The 14,560-nt window shown below is 49.4% G+C and carries 15 protein-coding genes; 6 read left to right on the forward strand and 9 right to left on the reverse strand.

The window, feature by feature from the left end:
- Window positions 1–5 precede the first annotated feature (5 nt).
- Both ACYVAM_RS25250 and ACYVAM_RS25255 read right to left on the reverse strand, forming a co-directional pair.
- Window positions 6–407, reverse strand: coding sequence for a group III truncated hemoglobin (locus ACYVAM_RS25250; RefSeq protein ID WP_461072276.1), 402 nt, complete (start codon window positions 405–407; stop codon window positions 6–8).
- A gap of 33 nt (window positions 408–440) precedes the next feature.
- A complete protein-coding gene (locus tag ACYVAM_RS25255) occupies window positions 441–788 on the reverse strand; it encodes an ArsC family reductase (RefSeq protein WP_461072278.1) in 348 nt (115 codons plus the stop codon).
- A 117-nt stretch (window positions 789–905) separates the two neighbouring features.
- Between ACYVAM_RS25255 and gldC the strand changes: the two genes are divergently transcribed.
- Together gldC and ACYVAM_RS25265 are read left to right on the forward strand one after the other, a co-directional pair.
- Window positions 906–1,259: a gliding motility protein GldC gene (gene gldC / locus ACYVAM_RS25260; RefSeq protein WP_461072280.1), complete on the forward strand. Its 354-nt coding sequence runs from the start codon at window positions 906–908 to the stop codon at window positions 1,257–1,259.
- 67 nt (window positions 1,260–1,326) lie between these two features.
- The gene (locus ACYVAM_RS25265; protein WP_461072282.1) at window positions 1,327–2,514 is read left to right on the forward strand and encodes a thioredoxin domain-containing protein; all 1,188 of its coding nucleotides are present in this window, start codon (window positions 1,327–1,329) and stop codon (window positions 2,512–2,514) included.
- Between the two features lie 61 nt (window positions 2,515–2,575).
- On the opposite strand, the gene ACYVAM_RS25270 is transcribed toward ACYVAM_RS25265, so the two are convergent.
- From ACYVAM_RS25270 to ispG, 4 genes are all read right to left on the reverse strand, one after another.
- On the reverse strand, window positions 2,576–3,127 hold the full coding sequence (locus ACYVAM_RS25270; RefSeq protein WP_461072284.1) for a tetratricopeptide repeat protein: 552 nt from the start codon (window positions 3,125–3,127) through the stop codon (window positions 2,576–2,578).
- A 68-nt stretch (window positions 3,128–3,195) separates the two neighbouring features.
- Window positions 3,196–3,546: an MmcQ/YjbR family DNA-binding protein gene (locus tag ACYVAM_RS25275; RefSeq protein WP_461072286.1), complete on the reverse strand. Its 351-nt coding sequence runs from the start codon at window positions 3,544–3,546 to the stop codon at window positions 3,196–3,198.
- Window positions 3,543–3,731 carry a DUF6728 family protein gene (locus tag ACYVAM_RS25280; RefSeq protein ID WP_461072288.1) on the reverse strand — a complete coding sequence of 63 codons (189 nt, stop codon included), beginning with the start codon at window positions 3,729–3,731 and terminating at the stop codon, window positions 3,543–3,545. The genes ACYVAM_RS25275 and ACYVAM_RS25280 overlap by 4 nt, the downstream gene beginning before the upstream one ends.
- A gap of 94 nt (window positions 3,732–3,825) precedes the next feature.
- Window positions 3,826–5,853, reverse strand: a complete 2,028-nt coding sequence (ispG, locus tag ACYVAM_RS25285) for a (E)-4-hydroxy-3-methylbut-2-enyl-diphosphate synthase (protein WP_461072290.1) — start codon at window positions 5,851–5,853, stop codon at window positions 3,826–3,828.
- Between the two features lie 270 nt (window positions 5,854–6,123).
- On the opposite strand from ispG, the gene ACYVAM_RS25290 reads away from it, so the two are divergent.
- A complete protein-coding gene (locus ACYVAM_RS25290) occupies window positions 6,124–6,495 on the forward strand; it encodes a hypothetical protein (RefSeq protein ID WP_461072292.1) in 372 nt (123 codons plus the stop codon).
- 73 nt (window positions 6,496–6,568) lie between these two features.
- Here the strand turns inward: ACYVAM_RS25290 and ACYVAM_RS25295 are convergent, their stop codons facing one another.
- Window positions 6,569–7,441 (reverse strand): lysophospholipid acyltransferase family protein, encoded by an 873-nt coding sequence (locus ACYVAM_RS25295; protein ID WP_461072294.1) that lies wholly within the window; start codon window positions 7,439–7,441, stop codon window positions 6,569–6,571.
- A gap of 123 nt (window positions 7,442–7,564) precedes the next feature.
- Between ACYVAM_RS25295 and ACYVAM_RS25300 the strand changes: the two genes are divergently transcribed.
- Together ACYVAM_RS25300 and ACYVAM_RS25305 are read left to right on the forward strand one after the other, a co-directional pair.
- Window positions 7,565–8,218, forward strand: coding sequence for a WbqC family protein (locus ACYVAM_RS25300; RefSeq protein ID WP_461072296.1), 654 nt, complete (start codon window positions 7,565–7,567; stop codon window positions 8,216–8,218).
- Window positions 8,219–8,280: 62 nt separating this feature from the next.
- A complete protein-coding gene (locus ACYVAM_RS25305) occupies window positions 8,281–10,812 on the forward strand; it encodes an ATP-dependent Clp protease ATP-binding subunit (RefSeq protein WP_461072298.1) in 2,532 nt (843 codons plus the stop codon).
- A gap of 80 nt (window positions 10,813–10,892) precedes the next feature.
- Here ACYVAM_RS25305 and ACYVAM_RS25310 read toward each other — a convergent pair whose 3' ends face one another.
- Together ACYVAM_RS25310 and ACYVAM_RS25315 are read right to left on the reverse strand one after the other, a co-directional pair.
- On the reverse strand, window positions 10,893–12,647 hold the full coding sequence (locus ACYVAM_RS25310) for a GMC oxidoreductase (RefSeq protein WP_461072300.1): 1,755 nt from the start codon (window positions 12,645–12,647) through the stop codon (window positions 10,893–10,895).
- Window positions 12,648–12,754: 107 nt separating this feature from the next.
- Window positions 12,755–13,513, reverse strand: a complete 759-nt coding sequence (locus ACYVAM_RS25315; RefSeq protein ID WP_461072302.1) for a phosphatidylinositol-specific phospholipase C/glycerophosphodiester phosphodiesterase family protein — start codon at window positions 13,511–13,513, stop codon at window positions 12,755–12,757.
- Window positions 13,514–13,709: 196 nt separating this feature from the next.
- Between ACYVAM_RS25315 and fabG the strand changes: the two genes are divergently transcribed.
- A complete protein-coding gene (gene fabG / locus ACYVAM_RS25320; RefSeq protein ID WP_461072304.1) occupies window positions 13,710–14,456 on the forward strand; it encodes a 3-oxoacyl-[acyl-carrier-protein] reductase in 747 nt (248 codons plus the stop codon).
- Window positions 14,457–14,560 lie beyond the last annotated feature (104 nt).

The raw sequence follows: 14,560 nt of genomic DNA on the forward strand, positions 1-14,560 counted from the left end.
AGTTATTACCCTTCCATAAAGGAGTCGTTATTGATATACTCAAGCTTGTTGTTCCAGACCAGCGCTATTTGCGTGGCCCGCTGGCGTACCTGGTCTGCCGCTTCGCCCGTAAAATTTTCAGACAGTGTAGCTGAAAACAACTGGAGCCACCGTTCGAAATGCTCGATGGTCAGCGTGTGTTTTTGATTGACGATCAGATGCGGGCGAAACGGATGACCATCATAGGCGTTGTTGCCTAAGATCAGAGATTCCCAAAACGCATACATTTTGGGTAAATGTTTCGACCAGTCGACCTGTGCTACATCGGTAAAAATGGGGCCAATGAGCGAGTCGACCTGTACTTTTTCATAAAATGAATCGACCAAAAAACGTACAGCTTCCGGTGAATCCAGCGTTCGGGTTGCCATTGTGATAATAACTATTTTGGAAATAACCCTAGCTTAACTAGAAAACGTTTCCTCATAGGCAGGTGCATGGAAGCCAAGCGTAACTATTTTTTCATCCAATTCGATGAGCGGACGACGAATAACGGAGGGCTTTTCGATCATCAACGATATAGCGCCTGCCGCGTTGGTGGGTTTCTCCTCATCCGGCAGCTTTTTCCAGGTCGTTCCTGCCCGGTTCACTAACTCCTCCCACGGCTTTTGCATCAACCAGCGTTCAATCGTTTTCTGGTCGATACCCGCTTTTTTATAATCGTGGAATTGATACGTTATCTTGTGTTCAGCCAGCCAGACACGGGCTTTCTTTACTGTATCGCAGTTGGGAATGGCATAAAGGGTGTACATAATGACGACTAGTTTGGGACGAAAATACCTAAAATGTCGTTTTTCGTAGTGACGAGGATGAATGTTTGTTCAGCTTCAGATTACGGGTTTCCGCCCGCACTATGTATTTTTGTCCCTATGAAAAAATCAGACATCCATTTTTCGGTTGAATTAGACAGCCAGAATATCCCCGAAAAAATATATTGGGAAGCCACCGATAATCCAAACGAAGGACTCAGCGATACACGGGCTATTGCCATTTCTCTTTGGGATCATTATCACAACAGTACGCTTAAAATTGACCTCTGGACAAAGGACATGGAGGTTATCGATATGAAGCGGTTCATGATCGAAATAATGAGTGGTATTGCGGATACGGCCCTTAATGCAACCGGCGATCAGCGTATGGCTGACGACATTGAGAAAACCTGCCAGGTGTTGAGCAAGCGACTGGATGAGGAAATAAAACAGCAAAAACAGCAGCAGCAATAGCAGATACCAGCCTGATAATATTGGTCGTTGATTTGCTAAGACATATTCGTAACGACTGTCCTTATTTATGAAGAAAATATTTCTGCTACTTCTGGTAGCTAATGTTGCGCTCGCCCAAAAGGCTGGTATTCAATTTAAAACGACTCCCATTGCGAGTGTATTTCAGGAAGCTCGTCGTGCCGGTAAGCCCGTATTCGTTGAAATTTTCTCGCCTACCTGCCACACCTGTCAGAGCTTCATTCCGACTCTTGCTGATGGTCGGGTTGGTAAATTCTACAATGCGAAGTTTCTGAGTACCAAGCTGGATATTGGTTTACCCGCTACGCAGGCCTTCCTGAATAGCCACCGGTTGTTTGTGCCCTCATTACCCTTGTTTCTCTATTTTGACCCCCAGCAGAACCTGGTCCACTTTGCCATGAGTAATAACACGACTGATGAAGTGATCCGGCACGGGACCAATGCGCTGGACCCGCAGGCACGGAGTCAGACTATGAAATCACGGTATCAGCAGGGCGAGCGGTCGGCGAATTTTCTGATCGACTATGCGATGTATGCCCGTGTTACGAAAGATACGGTAGCTAATATGGCGGCCATGAATGAGTATGCCCGCCAGCAATCGCCAGCCACTTACGCTAACCAAACTAACTGGTTAGCGCTACAAAAGCTGGTGCTGGACTTTGAAAATCCGATGTTTCAGTACATGCTTGGTCACCTGGATACGTACCGGAAAGCATATGGGGCCGAGCAAACATTTCAGGTCGCTGAAAATATACTCATGTCGTCTTTGTTTAGTGGGCGTGGAGCACAATTCCCGATTGCTAAAATCGTAGAGGTAAAGCAGGATCTGATTAAAATGGGTGTTGATCCGAAAGTAGCGGCCAACCGGACTTTATTGCCGGAAGTCAATGCGTATTTTCGGGCTCGTCAAACGGCTAGAGCCGTTGAACGGATGGACAATCAGGTCAATACAAACCAGTTGACGGTACCCGAATACATGTACATTTCCCGCTTGTTCAACCGGTCAAGCCCCGACGCTGTGGATGCGCCAACGGTGGTGAAGTGGGTAAACAAAGGGCTTGCGTTGAAACCAGGGCCTAAAGAGCAGGCTGACCTGTATTTTGAGCTAGCCGAAGCCTATCGTCGGGGTGGCAAAATGGCCGATGCTCAGAAAGCTGCCCAGAAATCGATGGAACTGGCGCAGGCAAGTCGGCTGGATACCCGCCGGAACGTTGAGCAGATGGGGAAACTGAAATAGTTTGTGGTTTGAAGTTCGTAGTTAATCGATCGATGGTCGGCTACGAACTTCAAACCACAAACTATTTTTGATACACCGGCCTGGTGAAAGGCGGTTGAAGGAGCAGATGAAATGAATTTTCGTCGCCGAGAGAAACCGCCCGGCGGAGGTCATTTTCTGCCTGGGGTAACTGACGAACCTGAATGCGGGCTAGAGCCCTCCAGCGATAGGCGTCGGGTTTTTCATCCCGAAAATGCCAGACTGCCTTGTCAAATTCCCGAAATGCCTGTTGGTGTTCTTCGGTATAATAATAAGCGATGCCCCGGTCCAGATAGCAATCAGCCAGGGTATTATCCCGATTGATGGCCTGGGTTAAATCATAAATGGCCGAATAATAATTCTCCTGTACCAGCTGACATTTCCCTCGGTAAGCATAGGCAAGCGCTGACTTGGGGTGTTGCCGGATAACCTCATCGAAGTACCGATGTGCTTCGATGAACTGTCGTTTCTCCACCAGGTCTATTCCCTTCTGAAATCGTTTTCGGTCTTTGTCGGCAGAGGTGTCATGGTCCATCAGGAAATACCGGATAGTCAGATACATCACAAACAGTAGACTTAACAGTACAACTTCCATAACCCAATCTGATTTTCTTCCTGCTTTGCTAAATTAATCGTTCAGGTGAATCTGAGCAAGTAAGTAGCTTAGATTAGTTCGTCTCTAATGGCCTTCGGTAAACTCTTTCTAACGAGCTCGTACGAATGATCGATCCACTCCTGAATATCGGCCGTTCGAACGTGCCCATTTAGGGTGATTGTGTTCCAATGCGTCTTGTTCATGTGGTAACCGGGCGTTACGGCATTATGTTCTTCCCGTAGTTGAACAGCTCGCTCCGGATCACATTTCAGGTTAATCGTTGTTGGCTGACTTTCGGTCGCCAACAACGCAAACATCTTACCGCCTATCTTAAAGACCAAGGCGTCGCCACCAAATGGAAACGACTCCGTGGCCCCGGGTTTACCAATACAATAGTCGCGCAGGGTTTCGGTATTCATCGAACACAGTGACGAACAGTGTAAACAATAATCGCCATCAGAAACATCAGTATCGAAATTCGATTGATGCCGTGCATCATCCGCAGGTTCGTACTGGTCGGATGGCTTGGATCTGGTTTACGGAATACCCGAAGAAAGTAAGCGAAAACGGGACCTATTTTTAGGTAATCGATGAATTTGTTCACAGTAGTTTGGTTTTTGGTTTTGGTCTGCATTTGGTTGATGCTGGTATTATTTTCCAGGCAGGTAGTCAACCGTAAGCCCAAAACTGGAAACAGATTATACAGTTTCTAGCGGAGGCTCCAGCCACCGGCTATCTTCCCGAATCAGCTCAATTAGTTCGTCAACGGCACGGTCGGCAGGAACCGATTTTTTGATAACATCCTGGCCTCGGTAAAGCGCAATCTTATCACGGCCAATACCGACATAACCATAGTCGGCATCCGCCATTTCACCCGGCCCATTCACGATACAGCCCATAATGCCGATTTTAACCCCTTTCAGGTGATCGGTACGCTGGCGTATTCTGGCCGTTGTTTCCTGTAAATCAAATAAGGTCCGGCCACAGGATGGGCAGGATATGTACTCCGTTTTGGTGATGCGCGTGCGGGCCGCCTGCAGGATACCGAAGGACAAACTGTTCAGCCGTTTTAAGGCATCGACGGATGTATCGGTGCTCGACAACATAATGCCATCGCCCAATCCGTCAATGAGCAGACCGCCCACATCTGTAGCCGCATAAAGGGGCAAGTCCTCTTCCGGAATGTCAGCATAGCTCCTTATAACAACAACGGGCGTTGTGATGGCGCGGTTCATCAACTCGACAATTAACCGACGCAGCTCCGGCATGGCGTGGGCATTCCCGGTCGAAACGAGCAGCACCACCGTTGTATCATTCGTCAGCGTGTTGACTAAATTATCCGATAGCTCCGGCAACGATACCCGAACAAAATTTAAACGGGCCTGCAAGGTCGCCTGACTCATGCGCGCCGACATATACTCCTCAGTGGTTAAGACCGGAAACGTATTGACCTGGTCCGACAGGGTTTGCCAGGCCGCGTAATCCAGAATCTGTTTCAGCCCGTTAGGCAACATGAACTGAGCGGGCATCGATCCTGTGTAGATGTAATCGGCCCCAAGGTCGTTCATCCGCCATTTGTCGGGTTCGGGCAAGTAAAAATGACCGATCGGGTGGAGAACATTGACGTCTGTAACCGGTACCTGACTGAAATCGGCAATGACACGCGGCACATTCTGACCACCGAAATTGACCACTTCATGGGTGATCCGGCGGCTGTATTGAAACGGATTGATTGGATACTTCGTGATGGCCGGAATGAGTGTACTGCTGGCCGCCCGGTTGGTATACCGATCAATCAGCGCCCTGGCTACGGGCGCTTCCCGTTCGGGTTCTTCGGTCAGGGATACACGGACCGTATCGCCAATGCCATCTTCGAGGAGTGTGCCAATGCCCAGTGCGGATTTAATCCGGCCGTCTTCGGCTTCGCCCGCTTCGGTCACGCCCAGATGCAGCGGATACGGTTTGAGGCCCTCTTCGTCCAGACGTTGTACCAGCAACCGGTAGGCCTGGACCATGACCTGTGGGTTGCTCGATTTCATGGACAGCGTAATGTTGTAATAATTCTCGGCCTCGCAGATACGGAGAAACTCCAGCGCCGACTCAACCATGCCAACGGGTGTATCGCCATAGCGACTCAGAATCCGGTCGGAAAGGGAGCCGTGGTTGGTGCCAATCCGCATGGCCGTCCCGTAGTCTTTACAAATACGAACAAGCGGCAGAAACTTGGCCCGGATCCGCTCGAGTTCAGCGGCATACGCGTCATCGGTATAGTCGATGAATTCAAAGCGTTTCCGGTCGGCATAGTTTCCGGGATTGATCCGGACCTTTTCGACAATGCGGGCGGCCAGTTCGGCGGCATTGGGCGTAAAGTGAATATCGGCTACCAGCGGTGTCGTGTAGCCCCTGGCCCGCAACCCTTTTCGTATATTTTCCAGATTCTGGGCCTCCTTTACGCTTGGTGCCGTAATGCGCACGTATTCACAACCTGCTTCGATCATCCGAATCGTCTGTTCGATAGAACCTTGCGTATCCATCGTGTCTACGGTCGTCATCGACTGAACACGAATGGGGTAATCGGAGCCCATTGGCACATCCCCAATCGTAACCGTGCTGGTCCGTCGGCGAATGTACTGAGTAAGGGAAGGCGTGTAAAGAACTGCGGAATCAGAGCGTTCCGGCGTACCGGTTACCGCTGGCAGAGAAGGTGAAAGCAACGAATCGAGCATACAAGTATCGGCTGGGCCGTTTGACCGGACAAAGGTACAGAAAAAGCAATTTCCGGTACCTAACCCGTTTGTTTTGAAAACGTAAGGGTAAAGATAAATGTTCGTTCTGTTGCGTATTATCTACAAAAGATAGAGTCGCTGATCGTGAGCCCATTGAGTAGTTTTTAGAAAACAAAACGAAGAATCGGTTCGTTAGAAAAGCAGACCTTCAGCCCGTCATCTCAGGGCCTGAAAGAAACTATACAACCTGGTCATTACGAAAAAATAGACATGAAAAATAAACTAATGAGTGCGTTTGCACTGGCGTTGCTGCTTTGTGTTGGTGCCTATGCCCAAGACACAACAGCGTTGAGCAAGAAGGAGATTCGGCAGCAGGAGCGTGCCGAACGGAAAGCGCGTGTAAAAGAAGATTTGAAAAATGCGGGCCAGAGTGTTGGCAATGCCGCTTCGGAAACGGGTCAATCAATCAAGGAAAAGGCCAAAGTAGCTGATGAGGCTGTGAGCAAGGGAGCCAAGAAAGTAGGCAGTACGGTCAATAAAGGATTGGACAAGGCTGAAAGTGCCATCGTTACGGAAGGGGATAAGTTGAAAGCCAAACGGGATTCAGCGCGTGCCGAAAAAGCTCGCCGGGATACGTTATAGAACTGGCTAAAACGAATCAAAGCCAATCCGTCACTTGTGGGAGATCGGTTGGCTTTGATAAATAGCTTGTTTTTTATTCCAGCTTAGCGCTCACACTGGCATATTTGCCCCGCCAATGTTTCCAGCGCTTGTGCGACCATAACCAGTCGGACGGATTTCGGCGAATGGAGGCTTCCAGCACATCCCGATAGCCTTCCATAATGGCGCCCAAAGGCAAATTCTCGTAAGGGGGTTCGGCAATGAGCCGGAAGGTTACTTCGTAGTAGCTCCGGCGCACACGAACGATGTCGAAGAAGAAAACGGCTAGTTTTCGACTCCGGGCCAGTCGCTCGGAGCCAGGATAGAAAGGAGAGTCCCGGTGTAAAAAATCAGTCCAGTAGGCTTGTTCAGGCACATCGGGCACCTGGTCGGAGATGAGGCCAATAATACGGGGAATATGCTTGCGCATGACCATTTGACGAGGCAATAGATTCATGGGCGTGGGAACCGGCCCCAAGTGCGACCGGATGTGAATCATTAGCTTCTCGAAAAATGGGTTGGTCAGGGGTTTATAGATACTATCGACGGGCATCTTGCTGAGGACCAGTGCTGCCGGAATCCATTCCCAGTTGGCCTGGTGCGAACTCATGCCGATAATGGTTTGGCCGGCTAAGATTCTCGACTGGATCAGATCGATGTTTGGAAAGTGAATGTGCTTCTGAAAAAACTCGGGGTTTAAACGGGGCTGTTTAATGGTTTCGACGATCAGATCAGCTAAATTTCGGTAGAAGCCCCGGGCAATGTGTTTAATCTCATCTGGCGATTTCTCGGGGAAAGAAAGTCTGAGATTTTCCAGGATAACGGCTCTGCGATAGCGAATTACGTGCAGCAGGAGAAAAGACAAAACATCGGAAATGCCATATAATACAGGAAGTGGCAAACGCGATAGCAGTCGAAAAAAGATCATTTGACGAATATAGGGCGAACGTAAGACAAAAGGCCCGTTTGCCAGGAAATTAAAAAAATACTAAACTCAGTTGAAAGTATCGCTTTTTTGCGTTACTTGTGAACGGATAGAACGTTAGCGTTATTGAAAACAGATCAACCAGCGCTTCAGGGACAAGATTTACTCATTGATCTGCATTATCTACCTTGTATCGACTTCTTTTCGGGGCTAATGCAGGTTGACCGGGTGCAGCTTGAAGCCCAGGAGCATTACCAGAAGCAAAGTTACAGAAATCGCTGCTACGTTCAGACAGCAAATAAAGTTGACGTCCTTACGGTACCGGTGCAACAGGGGACGCACCATCAGCCAATTCGTGATCTGCGGGTGGCAAATGACCAGCCCTGGCAGCAGCAGCACTGGCGATGTATACAGGGTGCTTACGGCAAAGCCCCTTTTTTTGAATACTTTGAGCTTGATTTTGAGCCTGTTTACCAAAAAAAATGGGCATTTTTGTTTGATTTGAATCTTGAGTTGCTGACAATTTGTCTGAAATTGATCCCTCTGAAGGTAAACCTGAACCTGACAGAATGGTACGAGAAAACTCCGCCGGTCGGCCTATTTGACGCCCGCTCGAAGTTAAATCCGCGAAATGAGCCGGAAACGTATGTATTCCATCAACCAGTTGTCTACCCGCAGAATTTTGGCCAAGAATTTGTACCAAACCTGAGTATAATAGACCTGTTGTTCTGCCAGGGACCGGCCACTTCGGACGTGTTATTGGCTGGCCTTCGGGAGTGAACAAATCCTTAAAACTCTTCGTTAGGCCTATAGTACGGTTACCTAAGGAGACCCTAAAACGAATGGAAGCAAAATTCTCAAACCGCGTTAAGGAAGTTATCACGCTGAGTCGGGAAGAAGCCTTGCGCTTAGGCCACGATTATATCGGCACAGAGCACCTGTTGCTGGGTATGATTCGTGAGGGTGAGGGTGTGGCGGTCGGGCTGCTGAAAAAACTTGGCATCTCGCTCGACGAACTCCGGGTTACGATCGAACAGGCAACGAAAGGAACAGCCACCAATAACGTGAAAAATCTGGCGAATATCCCGCTGACCCGTCAGTCGGAAAAAACGCTGAAAATCACCTACCTGGAAGCGAAGATCTTTAAGAGCCCGCTCATTGGAACGGAGCACCTGTTACTGTCGATTCTGCGCGATGAAGACAATGTCGCCACGCAGATTCTCAACAAGTTTAATGTTAATTACGAAGTCATTAAAGAGATGCTGGAATATCAATCAACGGGAAGCCGCCCCACTATGGCAAGCGATACCGACGATGACGACAATGACCGGGGGATGTTTGGTGGCAGCAGTAGTTCCAGCTCAGGAAAAGATCCTAAAGGCACCGAGAAATCGAGAACGCCCGTGCTGGATAACTTCGGCCGTGATCTGACCAAGCTTGCCGAAGTTGGCAAACTCGATCCAATTGTTGGTCGCGAAAAAGAAATTGAACGGGTCGCTCAGATTCTGAGCCGCCGGAAGAAAAATAACCCGATTCTGATTGGTGAGCCTGGCGTTGGTAAAACCGCCATTGCCGAAGGTCTTGCCCTGCGCATCGTGCAGAAGAAAGTATCGCGGGTATTATTTGGTAAGCGCGTTGTAACCCTTGACCTTGCTTCGCTGGTGGCTGGTACTAAATACCGGGGCCAGTTTGAAGAGCGCATGAAAGCCGTGATGAACGAGCTGGAAAAATCGCCGGAGGTTATCCTGTTCATCGATGAGTTACACACAATCGTTGGCGCCGGTGGTGCGTCTGGTTCGCTAGATGCATCGAACATGTTCAAACCAGCATTAGCGCGGGGCGACATTCAATGTATCGGTGCGACGACCCTCGATGAGTATCGCCAGTACATCGAGAAAGACGGCGCGTTGGCCCGTCGTTTCCAGATGGTGATGGTCGATGCAACGTCAATCGATGAGACTATCGAAATCCTGAATAACATCAAGGATAAATACGAAGATCACCACCACGTTAACTACACCAAAGAAGCCATCGAGGCAGCGGTGAAATTATCGGAACGGTACATCTCGGATCGCTTCCTGCCCGACAAAGCCATCGACGTGATGGACGAAGTAGGCGCTCGTGTACACATCTCGAACATCACGGTTCCCGAAGATATTCTGAAGCTCGAAGAGCAAATCGAGAATATCAAGAAGGAGAAAAACCAGGTTGTTAAGAGCCAGAAGTACGAAGAAGCGGCTCAGCTACGCGATAAGGAAAAACGCCTGATCGACCAACTCGACCGCGCGAAACAATTGTGGGAAGAAGATACCAAAAAACGCCGTTACACCGTCAACGAAGAAAACGTTGCCGAAGTCGTAGCGATGATGACGGGTATTCCGGTCACAAGCGTATCGAACGATGAAGGCAAGAAACTTGTCAACATGGGCGAAGAACTGAAAGGCCGGGTTATTGGTCAGCAGTCGGCCATCGACAAGCTGGTGAAAGCCATCCAACGGACGCGCGTCGGTCTGAAAGATCCCAAAAAACCAATCGGTTCGTTCATCTTCCTGGGCCCAACGGGTGTTGGTAAGACGGAGCTGGCCAAAGTGTTAGCGACTTATCTCTTCGATAAAGACGATGCGCTGGTACGGATCGACATGTCGGAATACATGGAGAAATTCAGTGTAAGCCGGTTAGTTGGAGCCCCTCCAGGCTACGTTGGTTACGAAGAAGGTGGTCAGTTGACCGAAAAAATTCGCCGGAAGCCATATAGTGTTGTCTTGCTGGACGAAATCGAAAAAGCGCACCCGGATGTGTTCAACATTCTGTTGCAGGTGCTTGACGATGGTATCCTGACAGATGGCCTGGGCCGTCGGGTTGATTTCCGGAACACGATCATCATCATGACCTCTAACATTGGGGTTCGTGACTTGAAAGACTTCGGTGCCGGTATTGGTTTCGCGACCAAGAAAAGTGCTGAAAGCCAGGATGAACTGATGAAGAGCACGATACAAAGTGCGCTTCGGAAAGCATTCTCGCCCGAGTTCCTGAACCGTCTCGACGATGTGATTGTGTTTAACTCGCTGCTTCGCGAAGATATTCACAAAATCATCGACCTGATGTTAGGCAAGCTGCTGGGCCGGGTTACCAACCTTGGCTACACTGTTGAGTTGACGGAGAAGGCGAAAGACTTCCTGGCAGAGAAAGGTTATGATCCACAATATGGTGCTCGTCCGCTAAGCCGTGCCATCCAGCGCTACCTCGAAGATCCCGTCGCAGAAGAGATTCTGAAAGGCGAATTGAAAGAGGGCGATGTGATTCTGGCCGACTATAGTGGCGAAGGCGAAGTGCTGACCATTACGGTGAAAAAGCCTGAAGTAGCTGTCGAATAGATTTAAGTAGTCGATATAAAAAGCGGCCTGACTGTTAAAGTCAGGCCGCTTTTGTTTGTAATGTGGACAAAATGCCTGTACTACAGGCTCTTCTGCTTCACCTGATCAATGTAGTATTGTGACGTACGCATGGCACTGGCCAGGATGGTCCAGGTTACGTTTTTATCTCCCTGTGTAACAAAAGGAGCGGCATCAACGACGAACAGATTTTTCACATCGTGCGCCTGCTGATACTTGTTAAGAGCTGACTTTTGCGGGTCGTTCCCCATACGAACGGTGCCTACTTCGTGAATAATTCGGCCGGGTGCGGCTAGGCCATAGCCATGCGCCGTATTGGGACCTGGTTTTGGACCCAACGCAATGCCACCCATTGAATGAATAATTTCTTCGAAAGTATCCTGCATGTGTTTGGCTTGCTTCACCTCGTAGTCCGACCATTTGTAGTGGAAACGCAGGGTTGGAATGCCGTATTTATCAACCGTATTGGGATCAATCTCGCAATAATTGGTTTCGAGAGGAACCGGCTCACCCCGGCCCGACATGCTGATGTAGGCACCATAAAACCGGCGGTAGTCATCTTTCAGGCTGGCTCCGTAACCGCCACCCGTTTTCATTTTGCCATCCCGTCCTGGCACCAGGTTATTCATGGATTCGATACCACTTCCAAAGCCGTAGCCAGGCATGCCCATGCCACCACCGTACTCGATATGATACCCTCGGGGGAAATCTAACTTCTTGTTATCGAGCCACCAGGGCGTAAATACGTGCATGCCACCAACGCCATCTTCGTTGTAGCGTTTACGGTCCATCAACGCCGGAATGAACCCGGAACGGCTGGCGCCAGTAGAATCGTTTAGGTATTTACCGACAACGCCACTGCTGTTGGCCAGCCCATTTGGGAAACGGGAAGATTTGGAGTTAAGCAGAATCCGGGCTGATTCGCAGGTGCTTGCGCCCAGCATAACGGCTTTTGCCCGAACCGTTATTTCTTCCATGGTTCGGTTATTCACGTAACTGACGCCGGTAGCCAGTCCGGTTTGTGGATCGGTCAGGACCTCGCGCACCATAGCACCGTTGATCAGAGTTACGTTACCCGTTTTAACGGCCGGGATGCACAAAACCGATGAAGCCGAAAAGTCGGCATAAGCCTGACAGCCCCGATTACATTGGTGGCAATAAAAACAGGAGCCCCGGTCTTTGTTAATGGGCTTGGTCAGAATGCTTAATCGGGAGGGAATCACCGGAATACCAATGCTCTGCGCACCCTTCCGAATCATTAACTCATGCAGGCGTGGCTTGGGCGGTGGCAGAAAAATACCATCGGGTTCATTAGGGTAGTTCTCCACGGAGCCAAACACGCCAATAAGCCGGTCTACCTGATCGTAATAGGGTTTAAGATCATCATAACCAATTGGCCAGTCATCGCCAACGCCCGACAGGGAACGACGCCGGAAATCGTCGGGGCCAAAGCGCATGGAGATACGCCCCCAGTGATTGGTCCGTCCCCCCAGCATTCTGGACCGAAACCAGCCAAATTCGGTGCCTGATTTGGTAGCGTAGGGCTCTCCGTCAATATCCCAGCCACCCCAGGCCGCGTCGAAGTCTCCGCCAGACCGGGCTGCCGTACTAGCGCCACGTCGGGGCGACTCATAAGGCCATTTTAGCTGAGTAATGTATTTTGGGTCAGCGGGATCATAATAGCCGCCTGCTTCGAGCAATATGACTTTAGCTCCGGCTTTGGCAAGCATATAGGCGGCCATACCGCCCCCTGCACCCGAGCCTACGATGGCTACGTCATACGTAAGTGGCGCCTTTTTTATCTGTGGAATATCCATCCGATGACTGTTTTAGGAAGTGAACAACTGCTGGTAAACCTAAAAGTAAAGAAGCCAAAAGGTTTACTGTTGCACCCTAATAACCAGTGTTATCGGCAGACGTATTCTTACCGGATTGCTCCGACGGCTTCGGCTATTTTATCGGTATTAATGATATCGACGCCCAATTTTCGTAACTGTTTCCAACTGTTGGGCGTGTCGGGGATCGCCCAGAAACGAAACGGTTTATTGTCGCTATGGGCTCGTTTGATAACTCGTTTGAGTTTGTCCCGGTCCTCATTGGAAATATCGCCGGTGCCATCCCAACGCGAATAGGATTGGAAATTGTCACTGATCAAGGCCACGCGCTGGAGTGTTTCCTGATCATATACTTCGCTGGGCCGACCATCAAACTGAAGTAGGGAATAGTCAAGGTAGGTGTCAATTCTGGGACGGCTTCCACTGATGATCACCTGTACGGCCTTGGCATTCGCCATTCGGTTAAAGCAAACCAGGTTCGACTGTAGCATAGCCATGAGCTTCGGAAGCACCTCGGCCGGGTTTTCTTTTATGTCGATGACCAGCGAAAATGTGTAATCGCGATCTGCGCTAGGTCTGTCTTTATATTGCTGAAATAAACGGACAATGGGTTGAAGATACAGCGAGTCGAGCGTTGGTGGTTTTTGCGGAGACTCTTCTGGTTTCTCATGAGAAACCACCAGTTTACCATTCCGTAGCCAGACATCCGCTTCGATAAAGTCGGCCCGTTGTTCATAGGCTTCCACAAACGGACGTGCTTTGGCATAATCGTTGTGTGAGAAAATTTTCTGTGCCCATGTAGCAGACACCGACGAGAGAAGGAGTACCAGAAGAAGACAATGACGCATGGTGGTGTACTTGATTTTTGACAAAGTAACGCAGCTTATCCACGAAACCAAAACCTATGCGTACCTTGTCCTTTCAGACCAAACTACTAATTTTGGCTAAAGTATTATGTGAGTAAGCCTAACAAATTGAGGAGAATGGGTTTTGTCGCTTGTTCATTATTCATTCTTCGTCTTCTATCAATTATTACCCTTTATAATGGATTTACTGAAAGGAAAAGTTGCCCTGATTACGGGAGCGTCGCGCGGCATTGGTCGGGCTATGGCACAGAAATTTGCTCAGGAAGGTGCCAGTGTGGCCTTTACCTACTTGTCGAGTGTTGAGAAAGGCCAGGCACTGGAAGAGGAACTTCGGGCGTTTGGTGGACAAGTAAAAGGCTACCGCTCCGATGCATCGGACCATAAAGCCGCCGACGATCTGATTGCCCAGGTGCTGGCCGATTTCGGCAAACTCGACGTGCTGATCAACAATGCCGGTATCACAAAAGATGGCTTGTTAATGCGCATGACTGAAGAACAATGGGACACCGTAATTAACGTTAATCTAAAGTCGGTCTTTAACCTCACAAAAGCGGCCATTAAATCCATGATGAAAGCAAAGTCGGGTTCTATTATCAACCTGACATCGGTCGTGGGCATTCGGGGCAATGCGGGGCAGGCCAATTACGCAGCCTCAAAAGCAGGAATCATTGGCTTTACCAAGTCCGTTGCGCTTGAACTGGGCTCGCGAAACATCCGCTCCAATGCCATTGCACCTGGCTTTATTGAGACCGAAATGACCGGCGAGATTAACGAAAAGGCGCTTGATGAATGGAAACAGCAAATTCCAATGAAACGGGGAGGCCAACCCGAAGAAGTAGCCGATTGTGCTGTTTTCCTGGCCTCCGACCTCTCCCGCTACATCACCGGTCAGGTGCTGCAAGTGGACGGAGGAATGTTAACTTAATGATTAATGGAGAATTATGACGGGGCCGCCCGCGCGGTGAAGAATAAACTCGCCGATGCGATTGTGTACTTTATATTCATTATTCTTCATTCATAATTCTTCAC

Source organism: Spirosoma horti (assembly GCF_054776595.1).